Origin of the sequence: Leclercia sp. W6, from assembly GCF_003336345.1 — a bacterium.
Taxonomy (GTDB): Bacteria; Pseudomonadota; Gammaproteobacteria; order Enterobacterales; family Enterobacteriaceae; genus Enterobacter.
In genome coordinates this window covers 2,857,226-2,873,284 of the sequence record NZ_CP031104.1, presented here as the reverse complement: position 1 = coordinate 2,873,284, position 16,059 = coordinate 2,857,226, and the positions used below count along the sequence as shown (strand labels likewise).

The 16,059-nt window shown below is 55.6% G+C and carries 14 protein-coding genes and 1 pseudogene; 12 read left to right on the top strand and 3 right to left on the bottom strand.

Annotated elements, in window-relative coordinates; all coding sequences use genetic code 11:
- Nucleotide 1: 1 nt before the first annotated feature.
- The 12 genes and pseudogenes from murD to mutT form a co-directional block, all read left to right on the top strand.
- Nucleotides 2-1,315 (top strand): annotated as a pseudogene (gene murD / locus DVA43_RS14055) (UDP-N-acetylmuramoyl-L-alanine--D-glutamate ligase); the annotation flags it as partial.
- A gap of 2 nt (nt 1,316-1,317) precedes the next feature.
- Entirely contained in the window at nt 1,318-2,562 is a 1,245-nt protein-coding gene (ftsW, locus tag DVA43_RS14050) for a cell division protein FtsW (RefSeq protein ID WP_039030375.1), read from the top strand.
- On the top strand, nt 2,559-3,623 hold the full coding sequence (murG, locus tag DVA43_RS14045; RefSeq protein WP_103823248.1) for an undecaprenyldiphospho-muramoylpentapeptide beta-N-acetylglucosaminyltransferase: 1,065 nt from the start codon (nt 2,559-2,561) through the stop codon (nt 3,621-3,623). Before ftsW ends, murG begins: the two co-directional genes overlap by 4 nt.
- 59 nt (nt 3,624-3,682) lie before the next feature.
- Nucleotides 3,683-5,158, top strand: coding sequence for a UDP-N-acetylmuramate--L-alanine ligase (gene murC / locus DVA43_RS14040; RefSeq protein ID WP_114315896.1), 1,476 nt, complete (start codon nt 3,683-3,685; stop codon nt 5,156-5,158).
- Nucleotides 5,151-6,071, top strand: a complete 921-nt coding sequence (locus DVA43_RS14035) for a D-alanine--D-alanine ligase (RefSeq protein ID WP_114315895.1) — start codon at nt 5,151-5,153, stop codon at nt 6,069-6,071. The genes murC and DVA43_RS14035 overlap by 8 nt, the downstream gene beginning before the upstream one ends.
- 1 nt (nt 6,072) lies before the next feature.
- On the top strand, nt 6,073-6,906 hold the full coding sequence (gene ftsQ / locus DVA43_RS14030; protein ID WP_114315894.1) for a cell division protein FtsQ: 834 nt from the start codon (nt 6,073-6,075) through the stop codon (nt 6,904-6,906).
- Between the two features lie 2 nt (nt 6,907-6,908).
- The gene (gene ftsA / locus DVA43_RS14025; protein WP_103178274.1) at nt 6,909-8,165 is read left to right on the top strand and encodes a cell division protein FtsA; all 1,257 of its coding nucleotides are present in this window, start codon (nt 6,909-6,911) and stop codon (nt 8,163-8,165) included.
- A gap of 63 nt (nt 8,166-8,228) precedes the next feature.
- Entirely contained in the window at nt 8,229-9,380 is a 1,152-nt protein-coding gene (gene ftsZ, locus DVA43_RS14020) for a cell division protein FtsZ (protein WP_103178275.1), read from the top strand.
- 101 nt (nt 9,381-9,481) lie between these two features.
- On the top strand, nt 9,482-10,399 hold the full coding sequence (lpxC, locus tag DVA43_RS14015; protein WP_103178276.1) for a UDP-3-O-acyl-N-acetylglucosamine deacetylase: 918 nt from the start codon (nt 9,482-9,484) through the stop codon (nt 10,397-10,399).
- 250 nt (nt 10,400-10,649) lie between these two features.
- On the top strand, nt 10,650-11,153 hold the full coding sequence (gene secM / locus DVA43_RS14010) for a secA translation cis-regulator SecM (RefSeq protein ID WP_114315893.1): 504 nt from the start codon (nt 10,650-10,652) through the stop codon (nt 11,151-11,153).
- Between the two features lie 60 nt (nt 11,154-11,213).
- Complete coding sequence (secA, locus tag DVA43_RS14005; RefSeq protein WP_114315892.1) at nt 11,214-13,919, top strand: preprotein translocase subunit SecA; 2,706 nt, start codon at nt 11,214-11,216, stop codon at nt 13,917-13,919.
- 57 nt (nt 13,920-13,976) lie between these two features.
- Nucleotides 13,977-14,366 carry an 8-oxo-dGTP diphosphatase MutT gene (gene mutT / locus DVA43_RS14000; RefSeq protein WP_103178278.1) on the top strand — a complete coding sequence of 130 codons (390 nt, stop codon included), beginning with the start codon at nt 13,977-13,979 and terminating at the stop codon, nt 14,364-14,366.
- 38 nt (nt 14,367-14,404) lie between these two features.
- On the opposite strand, the gene yacG is transcribed toward mutT, so the two are convergent.
- The 3 genes from yacG to coaE are packed head-to-tail and all read right to left on the bottom strand — an operon-like array spanning nt 14,405 to nt 15,963.
- Nucleotides 14,405-14,599, bottom strand: a complete 195-nt coding sequence (gene yacG / locus DVA43_RS13995) for a DNA gyrase inhibitor YacG (RefSeq protein WP_114315891.1) — start codon at nt 14,597-14,599, stop codon at nt 14,405-14,407.
- 9 nt (nt 14,600-14,608) lie between these two features.
- Nucleotides 14,609-15,352 (bottom strand): cell division protein ZapD, encoded by a 744-nt coding sequence (gene zapD, locus DVA43_RS13990; protein WP_114315890.1) that lies wholly within the window; start codon nt 15,350-15,352, stop codon nt 14,609-14,611.
- A complete protein-coding gene (gene coaE / locus DVA43_RS13985; protein ID WP_114315889.1) occupies nt 15,352-15,963 on the bottom strand; it encodes a dephospho-CoA kinase in 612 nt (203 codons plus the stop codon). The genes zapD and coaE overlap by 1 nt, the downstream gene beginning before the upstream one ends.
- Nucleotides 15,964-16,059 lie beyond the last annotated feature (96 nt).

Sequence of the window (16,059 nt, the reverse complement as noted above, 5' to 3'; positions counted from 1 at the left end):
CATGGCAGATTACCAGGGTAAAAAAGTCGTTATCATCGGGTTAGGCTTAACCGGCCTCTCCTGCGTGGACTTTTTCCTCGCGCGGGGCGTCACGCCGCGCGTGATGGATACGCGTGTCTCTCCGCCTGGTCTGGATAAACTGCCGGAACAGGTTGAACGCCACCTTGGTGGTCTGAATGATGACTGGCTGCTGGCAGCCGATCTGATTGTGGCCAGCCCCGGTATGGCGCTGGCGCACCCTTCACTGAGCGCCGCGGCCGATGCAGGCGTTGAGATTGTCGGTGATATCGAGTTGTTCTGCCGCGAAGCGCAGGCCCCGGTTATCGCCATTACCGGTTCTAACGGAAAAAGCACCGTCACCACCCTGGTGGGTGAGATGGCGAAAGCGGCGGGTAAAAATGTCGGCGTTGGCGGCAACATTGGTTTGCCGGCGCTGATGCTGCTGGACAAAGGCTGTGAGTTGTATGTGCTGGAACTCTCCAGCTTCCAGCTGGAAACCACCTCCAGCCTGCATGCGGCCGCGGCCACGATCCTGAACGTGACCGAAGATCATATGGACAGGTATCCGTTTGGTCTGCAGCAGTATCGCGCTGCCAAACTGCGTATTTATGAAAATGCGAAAGTCTGCGTCGTTAACGCCGATGATGCCCTGACCATGCCAGTACGCGGCGCTGATGACCGCTGCATCAGCTTTGGTATCACCATGGGTGATTATCATCTGAACCGTCAACTGGGTGAAACCTGGCTGCGGGTGAAAGGTGAGAAAGTGCTGAACGTGAAGGAGATGAAGCTTTCCGGTCAGCATAACTACACCAATGCGCTGGCGGCGCTGGCGCTGGCGGATGCCGTCGGTCTTCCACGTTCCTCCAGCTTGCAGGCGTTAACCACCTTTACCGGACTGGCGCACCGTTTCCAGCTGGCGCTGGAGCATAACGGCGTGCGCTGGATCAATGATTCCAAAGCCACCAACGTCGGCAGCACCGAAGCGGCGCTGAACGGCCTGCACGTCGACGGCACTCTGCATCTGCTGCTGGGGGGGGACGGTAAATCCGCCGATTTTACCTCTCTGAAGCAGTATCTCTCAGGCAATAACATCCGTCTCTACTGCTTTGGTCGTGACGGCAGTGAACTGGCTGAACTGCGTCCTGAGATCGCCGAGCAGACCGAAACCATGGAACAGGCAATGCGCCTGATTGCCCCTCGCGTGAAGCCGGGCGATATGGTGCTGCTCTCTCCGGCCTGCGCCAGCCTCGATCAGTTTAAGAATTTCGAACAGCGGGGGGATCTCTTTACCCGCCTGGCGAAGGAGTTAGGCTGGTGCGTTTCTCTCTCCCTCGCCCAAAAATGCCGCGCCTGCCAGGATTTGGCATCCTGGTCTGGATCTCGTCGGCATTAAAAGGCTGGGTCATGGGCTCCCGGGATAAAGACTCCGATAGCCTGGTGATGTACGACCGCATGCTGCTCTGGCTCACGCTGGGGCTGGCGGCGATTGGTTTTATTATGGTGACCTCGGCATCGATGCCTGTTGGGCAACGTCTGGCGAACGATCCTTTCCTGTTTGCCAAGCGCGACGGGCTCTACATCATCCTGGCGTTCTGTCTGGCGATGGTGACGTTACGTCTGCCGATGGCGTTCTGGCAGCGCCACAGTACCGCCATGCTCATCGCCTCGATCGTGATGCTGCTGATCGTGCTGGTGGTCGGAAGCTCGGTAAACGGGGCATCGCGCTGGATTGCCTTTGGCCCGCTGCGTATTCAGCCAGCGGAATTTACCAAGTTGTCGCTCTTCTGCTATCTCGCCAACTACCTGGTGCGTAAGGTGGATGAGGTGCGTAACAACCTGCGCGGCTTCTTAAAACCCATGGGCGTGATTCTGGTGCTGGCGGTACTGCTGCTGGCCCAGCCGGACCTCGGGACCGTGGTGGTACTGTTCGTCACCACGCTGGCGATGCTGTTCCTGGCGGGGGCGAAACTGTGGCAGTTCATCGCCATCATCGGAATGGGGATCTCCGCGGTCGTGCTGCTGATCCTCGCCGAGCCGTATCGTATCCGCCGCGTGACCTCTTTCTGGAACCCTTGGGAAGATCCGTTCGGCAGCGGTTATCAGCTGACACAGTCATTGATGGCCTTTGGCCGCGGTGAAATGTGGGGCCAGGGGCTGGGGAACTCGGTCCAGAAACTGGAATATTTACCCGAAGCGCATACCGACTTCATCTTCTCCATTATTGGGGAAGAACTGGGTTATATCGGTGTGGTATTAGCGCTATTAATGGTATTCTTCGTCGCTTTCCGTGCGATGTCGATTGGCCGAAAAGCGCTGGTTATCGATCACCGTTTTTCAGGCTTTTTAGCCTGCTCAATCGGGATCTGGTTTAGCTTCCAGGCGCTGGTTAACGTAGGTGCCGCAGCAGGTATGCTGCCAACCAAAGGTCTGACGTTGCCGTTAATCAGTTACGGTGGTTCGAGTCTGTTGATCATGTCGACCGCCATTATGTTCTTGTTACGCATAGATTATGAAACGCGTCTGGAAAATGCCCAGGCGTTTACACGAGGTTCACGATGAATCAACCGAAGCGGTTAATGGTGATGGCGGGCGGTACTGGCGGACATGTGTTCCCCGGGCTCGCGGTTGCGCACCATTTAATGGATCAGGGCTGGCAGGTACGCTGGCTGGGAACCGCCGACCGCATGGAGGCCGATCTGGTGCCGAAGCACGGGATTGAGATCGACTTTATTCGTATCTCCGGGCTGCGCGGCAAGGGGATCAAAGCGTTGCTGCTGGCGCCGGTGCGTATTTTCAACGCCTGGCGTCAGGCGCGGGCGATCATGAAGCGTTTTAAGCCGGACGTGGTGCTGGGGATGGGCGGTTATGTCTCCGGTCCTGGCGGGCTGGCGGCGTGGTCGCTCGGTATTCCGGTTGTGCTCCACGAGCAGAACGGTATCGCGGGCCTCACCAATAAATGGCTGGCGAAAATTGCCAGTAAAGTGATGCAGGCTTTTCCAGGGGCATTCCCGAAAGCCGACGTGGTAGGCAACCCGGTGCGTGTTGATGTGCTGGCCCTGCCATTGCCGCAGGAGCGACTCGTTGGCCGTGAAGGGCCGGTGCGGGTGCTGGTCGTGGGGGGCTCTCAGGGCGCGCGCGTGCTGAACCAGACGCTGCCGCAGGTTGCGGCGAAGCTCGGCAGCGCTGTGACCATCTGGCATCAAAGCGGAAAAGGCGCGCAGCAAACGGTAGAGCAAGCCTATGCCGAAGCCGGACAGCCGCAGCATAAAGTGACCGAATTTATCGACGACATGGCGGCAGCGTATGCCTGGGCCGATGTCGTGGTATGCCGCTCCGGCGCGCTGACGGTGAGCGAGATCGCCGCCGCTGGTCTGCCGGCGCTGTTTGTGCCGTTCCAGCACAAAGATCGTCAGCAGTACTGGAATGCGCTGCCGCTTGAGAAAGCTGGCGCCGCGAAAATTTTTGAACAGCCGCAGTTTACCGCCGACGCGGTCGCCACCACCCTGGCGGGCTGGGACCGGGAGACATTACTGGCGATGGCGCAGCACGCACGTGCCGCCGCGATCCCGGATGCAACGGAGCGGGTGGCGAAAGAAGTGAGCCTGGCAGCCCAGGCGTAACCCTCGCAGCGCGTGTTGCGCTGCACGATTTTTTTGAAGTAGTCGATGGCGTTTAGAGAATGAATACACAACAACTGGCGAAACTGCGTTCAATCGTGCCCGAGATGCGTCGCGTCCGGCACATTCACTTTGTTGGCATCGGCGGCGCCGGTATGGGCGGTATTGCCGAGGTGCTGGCAAATGAAGGCTACCAGATCAGCGGGTCCGATCTGGCGCCGAACCCTGTTACGCAACAGTTGGCGTCGCTGGGTGCGACCATCTATTTTAATCACCGCCCGGAAAACGTGCTTGATGCGAGCGTGGTCGTGGTCTCCAGCGCCATTCCCGCCGATAACCCGGAAATCGTTGCCGCACATGAAGCGCGTATCCCGGTGATCCGCCGCGCGGAGATGCTGGCCGAGCTGATGCGTTTTCGTCACGGCATCGCCATTGCCGGTACGCACGGTAAAACCACCACTACGGCGATGGTCTCCAGTATTTATGCCGAAGCGGGTCTCGATCCGACCTTCGTTAACGGCGGCCTGGTCAAAGCGGCGGGCGTGCATGCTCGCCTGGGGCACAGCCGTTATCTCATCGCGGAAGCGGATGAGAGCGACGCCTCGTTCCTGCATTTGCAGCCGATGGTGGCGATTGTGACCAACATCGAAGCCGACCATATGGATACCTACCAGGGCGACTTCGAAAATTTAAAGCAAACCTTTATAAACTTTTTGCACAACCTGCCGTTTTATGGACGTGCGGTCATGTGCGTTGACGATCCGGTGATCCGCGAGCTGCTGCCGCGTGTCGGACGTCAGATCACCACATACGGTTTCAGCGAAGATGCTGATGTCCGCATAGAGAGTTTCAAACAGATTGGTGCGCAGGGGCATTTCACCCTGGCGCGTCAGGATAAAGAACTGCTGCAGGTAACGCTTAACGCGCCAGGGCGCCATAACGCCCTTAATGCTGCGGCAGCCGTTGCGGTCGCCACAGAGGAAGGCATTGACGACGAGGCGATTCTGCGGGCGCTGGAAAGCTTCCAGGGAACCGGGCGCCGTTTTGATTTCCTCGGCGAGTTTCCGCTGGATGAGGTTAACGGCAAAAGCGGCACCGCAATGCTGGTGGATGACTACGGGCATCACCCGACAGAAGTGGATGCCACGATCAAAGCGGCGCGCGCGGGCTGGCCGGACAAAAATCTGGTTATGCTGTTCCAGCCACACCGTTACACCCGTACCCGTGACTTATACGACGATTTCGCTAATGTGCTCTCACAGGTTGATACGTTGCTGATGCTGGAAGTGTACTCAGCGGGTGAGACGGCGATTCCGGGTGCCGACAGCCGTTCGCTGTGCCGTACCATTCGTGGTCGCGGCAAGGTCGACCCGATTCTGGTCTCCGATCATGCCCAGGCGGCAGCCATGCTTGCCCCGGTATTGACCGGCAATGATTTGATTCTGGTGCAGGGGGCAGGAAATATCGGCAAAATCGCCCGTACACTGGCCGAAATCAAACTTAAGCCGCAAATTTCGGAGGAAGAGCGCCATGGCTGATAAGATTGCGGTCCTCGCTGGCGGCATCTCGGCTGAGCGCGAGGTCTCCCTGAATTCCGGCGCCGCGGTGCTGGCAGGGCTGCGGGAAGGTGACGTTGATGCGCACCTGGTCGATCCGAAAGAGACCGACGTGACGCGCCTGAAAGAGATGGGTTTTGACAAAGTGTTTATCGCGCTGCACGGTCGCGGCGGGGAAGATGGCACGTTGCAGGGCTTGCTGGATATCATCGGCCTGCCTTATACCGGCAGCGGCGTGATGGCGTCGGCCATCTCCATGGACAAACTGCGCAGCAAACTGCTCTGGCAGGGCGCCGGCTTACCGGTTGCGCCGTGGGTGGCATTGACCCGTCGTGAATTTGAGCAGGGCCTTGCCGAAAGCGTGAGCGATCGTATTGCTGCCCTGGGTTTACCGGTGATCGTTAAGCCCAGCCGTGAAGGCTCAAGCGTAGGAATGTCTAAAGTAGACAAAGCTGACGATATATCATCTGCATTAGCGCTGGCATTTCAACATGATGAAGAAGTTCTGGTGGAAAAATGGCTAAGCGGACCGGAATTTACCGTTGCGATGCTCGGTGAAGAAATTTTACCGTCAATTCGTATCCAACCTGCCGGAACCTTCTATGATTATGAGGCGAAGTATCTCTCTGATGAGACGCAATATTTCTGCCCAAGTGGTCTGGAAGCGGAGCGTGAAGCCATTTTAAATGCTCTGGTGCTTAAAGCCTGGCATGTACTTGGCTGCCGTGGCTGGGGACGGATTGACGTGATGCAGGATAGCGACGGGCAGTTTTATCTGCTGGAAGCCAATACCTCACCGGGTATGACAAGCCACAGTCTGGTGCCGATGGCGGCTCGCCAGGCGGGAATGAGCTTCTCGCAGCTGGTGGTTCGCATTCTGGATCAGGCGGGCTGATATGTCTCAGGCTGCGCTGAACACGCGAAACCGCGACGAGGAAGAAGAATATACTTCCCGGCGGAGTAATGGAACGCGTCTTGCAGGGATCACCTTCCTGCTCGCCGTGCTGTGTACTGTGTTTGTTAGCGGCTGGATGGTGCTCGGCTGGATGGAAGATGCACAACGTCTGCCTCTGTCGAAACTGGTAGTAACGGGTGACCGTCACTACACGCGTAATGATGATATTCGTCAGTCGATCCTGGCATTAGGATCGCCCGGCACCTTCATGACGCAGGATGTAAACATTATTCAGAGTCAGATTGAGCGCCTGCCATGGATTAAACAGGCAAGCGTCAGAAAGCAATGGCCTGATGAATTGAAGATTCATCTGGTTGAATATGTACCCATTGCGCGTTGGAATGATCAGCATATGGTTGACGTAGAGGGAGTTTCTTTCAGCGTCCCGGCCGATCGTGTCAGCAAGCAAAATTTACCTATGTTGTATGGGCCGGAAGGCAGCGAAAACGAAGTGCTGGAAGGTTTTCGTAGCATGGGGAAAGTGCTGGCTAAGGATCGTTTTACCCTGAAACAGGCTGCAATGACAGCGCGTCGTTCCTGGCAGTTGACGCTGACGAACGATATTAAGCTGAACCTGGGGCGGGGTGACACGATGAAGCGTCTGGAACGTTTTGTAGAACTCTATCCCGTTCTGCAGCAGCAGGCGCAGGCTGAAGGCAAAAGGATTAGCTACGTTGATTTGCGCTATGACTCAGGCGCATCGGTCGGGTGGTCCCCGGCCCCGGTTGAGGAACCTAATCAGCAACAGAATCAGGCTCAGGTACAGGCAGAATAAAAATGATCAAGGCGACGGACAGAAAACTGGTAGTAGGACTGGAGATTGGCACTGCGAAGGTTGCTGCTTTAGTAGGGGAAGTTCTGCCCGACGGTATGGTCAATATCATTGGCGTGGGCAGCTGCCCCTCCCGTGGTATGGATAAAGGTGGGGTAAACGACCTCGAGTCGGTGGTGAAATGCGTACAGCGCGCCATCGATCAGGCCGAACTGATGGCAGATTGCCAGATTTCCTCCGTGTATCTGGCACTCTCTGGCAAACATATCAGCTGCCAGAACGAGATCGGTATGGTGCCGATCTCAGAAGAAGAAGTCTCGCAGGAAGACGTCGAGAACGTAGTGCATACTGCGAAGTCGGTGCGTGTCCGCGATGAGCATCGCGTACTGCATGTGATCCCGCAGGAATATGCCATCGACTATCAGGAAGGCATTAAAAATCCGGTAGGACTTTCAGGCGTGCGTATGCAGGCAAAAGTGCACTTGATCACATGTCACAACGATATGGCGAAGAACATTGTTAAAGCCGTGGAACGTTGTGGTCTGAAAGTTGACCAACTTATTTTCGCCGGTCTGGCGGCAAGTTATTCGGTGCTGACCGAAGACGAACGTGAGCTGGGCGTCTGTGTCGTCGATATCGGCGGTGGTACTATGGACATGGCCGTCTATACCGGCGGTGCGCTGCGCCACACTAAAGTTATCCCTTATGCAGGGAATGTGGTCACCAGCGATATCGCGTATGCCTTTGGTACGCCACCGAGCGATGCTGAGGCGATTAAAGTGCGCCACGGGTGTGCGCTGGGCTCCATCGTGGGCAAAGATGAGAGCGTCGAAGTGCCGAGCGTCGGTGGTCGTCCGCCGCGCAGCCTGCAGCGCCAGACGTTGGCCGAGGTCATTGAGCCGCGTTATACCGAGCTGCTCAACCTCGTGAACGAAGAGATTTTGCAATTACAGGAACAGCTTCGCCAGCAGGGGGTTAAACATCATCTTGCGGCGGGGATTGTATTAACCGGCGGCGCGGCGCAAATTGAAGGTCTTGCGGCTTGCGCTCAGCGCGTGTTCCATACGCAGGTGCGCATTGGGGCACCGCTGAACATCACCGGTCTGACGGATTATGCTCAGGAGCCGTATTACTCAACGGCAGTGGGCTTGCTTCATTACGGGAAGGAAACCCATCTTAGTGGCGAAGCAGAAGTAGAAAAACGCACGTCGGTGGGGTCGTGGTTTAAACGAATCAACACCTGGCTGCGAAAAGAGTTTTAATTTTTGTAAGAGACCGGAGAGAATTAACGGTTTCAGGCGACAGGCACAAAACGGAGAGAAACTATGTTTGAACCTATGGAACTGACCAACGACGCGGTGATTAAAGTCATCGGCGTCGGTGGCGGCGGCGGTAATGCTGTAGAGCACATGGTGCGCGAGCGCATCGAAGGTGTTGAATTCTTCGCGGTGAACACCGATGCGCAGGCACTGCGTAAGACGGCTGTTGGCCAGACAATTCAGATCGGCGGCGGCATCACCAAAGGGCTGGGCGCTGGGGCAAACCCGGAAGTCGGCCGTAACGCTGCAGAAGAAGATCGTGAAGCACTGCGTGCGGCACTGGATGGTGCAGACATGGTGTTTATTGCCGCAGGCATGGGCGGTGGTACCGGAACCGGTGCTGCGCCAGTTGTTGCGGAAGTGGCTAAAGATTTAGGTATCCTGACTGTTGCCGTTGTGACCAAGCCTTTCAACTTTGAAGGCAAGAAGCGTATGGCGTTTGCAGAGCAGGGTATCACCGAGCTGTCCAAGCATGTGGACTCGCTGATCACTATTCCAAACGACAAACTGCTGAAAGTGCTGGGTCGTGGCATCTCTCTGCTGGACGCTTTTGGCGCGGCGAACGATGTCCTGAAAGGCGCAGTCCAGGGTATTGCCGAGCTGATCACCCGTCCAGGCCTGATGAACGTCGACTTTGCTGACGTGCGCACCGTGATGTCCGAAATGGGCTACGCGATGATGGGCTCCGGCGTGGCGAAAGGTGAGGACCGTGCAGAAGAAGCCGCTGAAATGGCGATCTCTTCTCCGCTGCTGGAAGATATCGATCTCTCTGGCGCGCGCGGCGTGCTGGTTAACATCACTGCGGGCTTCGACCTGCGTCTGGATGAGTTCGAAACCGTGGGTAACACCATCCGTGCGTTCGCGTCTGACAACGCAACCGTGGTAATCGGTACTTCCCTTGATCCGGAAATGAACGATGAGCTGCGCGTAACGGTTGTTGCGACCGGTATCGGCATGGACAAACGTCCTGAGATCACCCTGGTGACCAACAAAACTGCACAGCAGCCGGTGATGGATCGCTACCAGCCGCACGGCATGGCACCATTGACCCAGGAGCAGAAACCTGCCGCTAAGGTGGTGAATGACAATACGCCACAAACGCAGAAAGAGCCGGATTATCTGGACATTCCAGCATTCCTGCGTAAACAAGCTGATTAAGAATTAGCTGGAATTAGGGAATTTACGCTCTTTGTGCTAAACTGGCCGCCCGATAGTGATGTACACTCTCGGTTGGATAAGTAACTTGGCGAGATTATACGATGATCAAACAAAGGACATTAAAACGTATCGTTCAGGCGACAGGTGTCGGTTTACATACCGGCAAGAAAGTCACCCTGACGTTGCGCCCTGCGCCGGCCAATACCGGGGTCATCTATCGTCGCACCGACTTGAATCCACCGGTAGATTTCCCGGCTGATGCCAAATCTGTGCGTGATACCATGCTCTGTACTTGCCTGGTGAATGAGCATGACGTACGGATCTCTACCGTAGAGCACCTGAATGCCGCCCTGGCGGGTCTGGGTATCGACAACATTATTGTTGAAGTCGATGCGCCGGAAATCCCGATTATGGATGGCAGTGCTGCACCGTTCGTCTACCTGTTGTTGGACGCCGGCATCGAAGAATTGAACAGTGCGAAGAAATTCGTACGTATCAAAGAGACCGTTCGTGTCCAGGATGGCGACAAATGGGCTGAATTCAAGCCGTTTAATGGTTTTTCGTTGGATTTCACCATCGACTTTAATCATCCGGCGATTGATTCCAGCACCCAGCGCTATGCGATGAACTTCTCTGCTGATGCGTTTATGCGTCAGATCAGTCGAGCGCGTACGTTTGGTTTCATGCGTGATATCGAATATCTGCAGTCCCGCGGCCTGTGCCTGGGCGGCAGCTTCGATTGTGCCATCGTTGTTGACGATTATCGCGTACTGAACGAAGACGGCCTGCGTTTTGAAGACGAATTCGTTCGTCACAAAATGCTGGATGCAATCGGCGACCTGTTCATGTGTGGTCACAACATCATTGGTGCGTTTACCGCGTATAAATCCGGTCACGCGCTGAACAACAAATTGTTGCAGGCTGTTCTGGCAAAACAGGAAGCCTGGGAATATGTGACCTTCGAAGACGAAGCTGAACTGCCACTGGCATTCAAAGCACCGAGCACGGTTCTGGCGTAACGGTAAATTCCGTTATGTAAATTCGACTGGTTGACCTGGCACTCTCTCCGGCCAGGGAGACCAGTCGTTTTTGTTTTTATCTTCCCCATATTGCTGTAGTCAATGGCGCGTTTGCTGATTTCATCACCATTTTTAACCTCCTCTGTGGCGCAATACTGCTGCTGCAACCCGGCTTTAGTGTTACTATCTTTGCGCGAAAATATAAAAATCATACGGTGAGCCGAAGGTTCATTTACTTGTGGTGGGGCAATTGAGCGGAATTCTGACGCGCTGGCGACAATTTGGCAGACGTTACTTCTGGCCGCATCTCCTTCTGGGGATGGTCGCGGCGAGTCTTGGCCTGCCCGCGCTCAGCAGTAACACCGAAACCGCAAATCCGGCAAAGACCACTACCACCCGCCACGATCTGAGCACGCGGGTCAATTTCACGAATCTCGCCCTGCTGGAAGCGAACCGCCGACCCAACTTCACGGTAGATTACTGGCATCAGCATGCGATTCGTACCGTCATCCGGCATCTCTCCTTTGCCATGGCGCCACAGGCGTTACCCGTAGTTGATGAGCCTCTCCCGGTACAGGCGCATCATCTGGCGCTGCTCGATACACTCACAACGCTGCTTACACAGCAAAGCAAGCCGCCGGTTATCGTCCGTCAGGTCGCGCTTGCCGCATTTTATCCACAGACCGCTTTCTCCGTCTCCGCCTGGATTAGCCAGGTGCAGGGCATCCGCGCCGGACCTCAACGCCTCAGCTAAATTAACCGTTGTTTAATACCTTAATTTAACTGCCCATCATGGGGTGTTTGAGAATTTATTATGTTAATCAAATTACTAACTAAAGTTTTCGGTAGTCGTAACGATCGTACCCTGCGCCGCATGCGCAAAGCCGTCAGCGTCATCAACAGCCTTGAGCCGGCGATGGAAAAACTCTCTGATGAAGAGCTGAAAGCCAAAACCGCTGAATTCCGTGCCCGCCTTGAAAAAGGTGAAACCGTTGAAAGCCTGATCCCGGAAGCGTTCGCCGTGGTGCGTGAAGCGAGTAAGCGCGTGTTTGGCATGCGTCATTTCGATGTGCAGCTGCTGGGCGGGATGGTGCTGAACGACCGCTGCATCGCCGAGATGCGTACCGGTGAAGGTAAAACCCTGACCGCGACCCTGCCTGCCTACGTCAACGCCCTGTCGGGTAAAGGCGTGCACGTGGTGACCGTCAACGACTATCTGGCGCAGCGTGACGCCGAAAACAACCGTCCACTGTTCGAATTCCTCGGTATGACCGTCGGGATCAACATGTCTGGTTTGCCAGCGCCTGCGAAACGCGAAGCCTATAACGCCGACATCACCTACGGTACCAACAACGAATACGGCTTTGACTACCTGCGTGACAACATGGCCTTCAGCCCGGAAGAGCGCGTCCAGCGTAAGCTGCACTATGCGCTGGTGGATGAGGTGGACTCCATTCTGATCGACGAAGCGCGTACGCCGCTGATCATCTCTGGCCCGGCTGAAGACAGCTCCGAGATGTATCGTAAAGTCGATAAAATCATTCCGCACCTGATCCGTCAGGAGAAAGAGGATTCTGACACCTTCCAGGGTGAAGGTCACTTCTCCGTTGACGAAAAAGCCCGTCAGGTGAACCTGACCGAGCGCGGTCTGGTGCAGATCGAAGAGTTGCTGGTTGCCCAGGGCATTATGGAAGAGGGCGAGTCACTCTACTCCCCAGGCAACATCATGCTGATGCACCACGTGACCGCGGCGCTGCGTGCGCACGTGCTCTTTACCCGTGACGTGGACTACATCGTTAAAGATGGCGAAGTCATTATCGTCGATGAACACACCGGTCGTACCATGCAGGGTCGCCGCTGGTCCGACGGTCTGCATCAGGCCGTTGAAGCCAAAGAAGGTGTCGATATCCAGAACGAAAACCAGACCCTGGCATCCATTACCTTCCAGAACTACTTCCGTCTGTACGAGAAGCTGGCAGGGATGACCGGTACGGCGGATACCGAAGCCTTTGAATTCAGCTCCATCTATAAGCTGGATACCGTAGTCGTTCCAACCAACCGTCCAATGATCCGTAAGGATATGCCGGACTTGGTCTACATGACCGAAGCGGAAAAAATTCAGGCCATCATTGAAGATATCCGCGATCGTACCGCTGCAGGCCAGCCGGTGCTGGTGGGGACTATCTCCATTGAAAAATCGGAAGTGGTCTCCAATGAGCTGACCAAAGCCGGTATCAAACACAACGTGCTGAACGCCAAGTTCCACGCTAAAGAGGCCGATATCGTTGCCCAGGCGGGCTATCCGGCAGCTGTGACCATCGCCACCAACATGGCGGGTCGTGGTACCGACATTATGCTGGGCGGTAGCTGGCAGGCTGAAGTGGCTGCGCTGGAAAACCCAACCCCGGAACAGATCGCGCAGATCAAAGCCGACTGGCAGGTTCGTCACGATGCGGTTCTGGCTGCGGGCGGTCTGCACATCATCGGTACTGAGCGTCACGAATCTCGTCGTATTGACAACCAGCTGCGTGGCCGTGCGGGTCGTCAGGGTGATGCCGGTTCATCCCGCTTCTACCTGTCGATGGAAGATGCGTTGATGCGTATTTTCGCCTCTGACCGTGTGTCGGGCATGATGCGTAAACTGGGTATGAAGCCGGGCGAAGCGATTGAACACCCGTGGGTGACCAAAGCCATCGCCAACGCCCAGCGTAAAGTGGAAAGCCGTAACTTCGATATTCGTAAGCAGCTGCTTGAGTACGATGATGTGGCGAACGACCAGCGTCGCGCTATCTACACCCAGCGTAACGAACTGCTGGACGTTTCCGACGTGAGTGAAACCATCAACAGCATTCGCGAAGATGTCTTCAAAGCGACTATCGATAACCATATTCCACCGCAATCTCTGGAAGAGATGTGGGATGTCGAAGGTCTGCAGGCGCGTCTGAAAAACGACTTCGACCTGGATCTGCCGATTCAGGAGTGGCTGGATAAAGAGCCGGAGCTGCATGAAGAGACCCTGCGCGAGCGTATTTTCGCTAACGCCCTCGAGGTCTATAAGCGTAAAGAAGAAGTGGTTGGCGCCGAGATGATGCGTCATTTCGAAAAAGGCGTGATGCTGCAAACCCTGGACTCCCTGTGGAAAGAGCACCTGGCAGCGATGGACTATCTGCGTCAGGGTATTCATCTGCGTGGCTATGCGCAAAAAGATCCGAAGCAGGAGTACAAGCGCGAATCCTTTGCGATGTTTGCCTCTATGCTTGAATCACTGAAGTACGAAGTGATCAGCACCCTGAGCAAGGTCCAGGTGCGCATGCCGGAAGAAGTGGAAGAGATGGAACAGCAGCGTCGTGAAGAAGCGGAGCGTCTGGCTCAGATGCAGCAGCTCAGCCATCAGGACGATGAAGAAGCCGCCGCTGCCGCGATTGCCGCGCAGTCCGGTGAGCGTAAGGTCGGTCGTAACGATCCGTGCCCGTGCGGTTCCGGTAAAAAATACAAACAGTGCCATGGCCGTCTGAGCTAAGCCTGTAACACACTTAAAAGGCGCAGATATCTGCGCCTTTTTTATGGATGTAAGTCAATGAAAATACTTCAAATCGCTGTCGGGATCATTCGTAATTCCGATAACCAAATCTTTATTACCCAGCGTGCGGCCGATGCGCACATGGCGAATAAGTGGGAGTTTCCTGGCGGAAAGATTGAGTCCGGCGAGACCCCGGAACAGGCGCTTATCCGCGAGCTTCAGGAAGAGGTGGGCATCACGCCGCGCGGTGCGACTCTGTTCGACAAACTAGAATATACCTTTCCCGATCGCCATATCACGCTGTGGTTCTGGCTGGTGGAAAACTGGGAGGGGGAACCCTGGGGCAAAGAGGGACAGCCTGGAAACTGGGTGACGCTGAACGCGCTGGATGCCGATAAATTCCCACCGGCAAATGCGCCTGTCATTGCGCGTTTAGTGGCGGACTGACTGGCCTGCGAGCGAGGTGCTGGCAGGCCATGGCGATGTTACTGCTGCTTTTCGCTCCAGTCATCGCTGTCAGACATATCGCCTGAGCTGGGAATACGTTTCTCTTCCGCAGCCCACTCGCCCAGATCGATTAGCTGGCAGCGCTTGCTGCAAAAAGGGCGGAACGGACTCTGTTCGCCCCAGACAACGGGCTTGCCACAGGTGGGGCAGTTCACGGTGGTGACATCAGACATCTTAACTCCTTAGCAGCACGCCAGTTCAAAGTCGAGGCGTTCCGGCACCAGACCATGTTCACTGTCGAGCGGCATGAAACGGATCGCAAAGCGGCTCTTATGGCCTGAAATTTGCGGGTAAAGCTGATCGGCAAGGGAGAGCTGCAGGCGCAGGAGATCCGCATCTTCACCGTTATCCTGATAAAATCCATTCAGGCTGGTTTGCTTGCGGAATGGCGCTGAATTGCGGATCAAATCCAGGATCAGCGACAGCGCCTGGTTCAGCGGCTCAAGGCTGTTCAGCCAGCTTTGCACCTGCATATCGCGCTGCTCCTGGGGCATATGCAGCCAGATATGCAAGGTCGGTAAATCGAAACTGCAGCAGCCGCCGGGAATGCTCAGGCGCTGACGCACCAGTGCGACCAGGCGGTCTTCACGCAAAAACTGGCCGATACGCGGCGCCGCCATTAATACGCCGCTGCTGTGTTTCAGCTGCTGGCGCAGGCTGTCGATACGGCTGTTATCCACCCCCGGCACTTCCGCCCAGGCCTGCAGTTTACGCTGCTGACGTTCCAGCTCTTTCAGCAATTCTGTGCGAACTTCGCCACGCTCTAACACGTCCAGCAGATCGCTCACGTTGCGGAAAAAGTGCAGCGCCGAGGTGTGGTCATGAATCGGAAGCAGGCCAGAAAGCTGCTGGATCAAAAATTCGATACGCAACCAGGTGCGCATTTTCTCGTTGAGGGGATGCTCGAAAAGAACATGGGTGTGCATTAGGCTTTTTCCTGTAAAACGGCCTGCGCCAGATATTGCTGATGCAGGCGAGCCACATCCGATGCAATGGCATCCGGTGAGCCGTTATTATCAATCACATCATCCGCTACGGCCAGGCGCGCTTCACGCGTGGCCTGCGCGGCAAGAATTTGTTCCGCATGTTCACGCCCGACGTTATCACGGGCGATGGTGCGCTGAATTTGTGTTGCCGGAGAGACGTCAACAACCAGTACCCGATCCGCTTTATCATGGAGATTATTTTCCACAAGAAGCGGGACAACCCAGAGCACATAGGGTGAAGTGGCGTGTGCTATCTGTTTCTGCGTCTCCTGCTGGATAAGCGGGTGAAGCAGGGCGTTAAGCCAGGCTTTCTCTTCAGGATGCATGAAAATGCGTTCGCGCAGCATTCGACGATTAAGGGTGCCATCAGGCTCAATAATGTCGCTGCCGAAATGGTCTGCAATAGCGCGTAGTGCGGGTGTACCTGGCTCTACCACCTGGCGGGCAAGAATGTCGGCATCAATTATCGTGATACCCAGACGAGAGAAGGCTTCAGCCACAGTGCTTTTGCCACTGCCAATGCCTCCCGTTAATGCAACGATGTACCCCATTAAATAAAATCCTGGGAAATATTCATTATTGATATCAACTGCTTAAGATTTAATCTTTTATCAGCAAAGAGTAAGCTCTGCTTACGTACTTTTTAC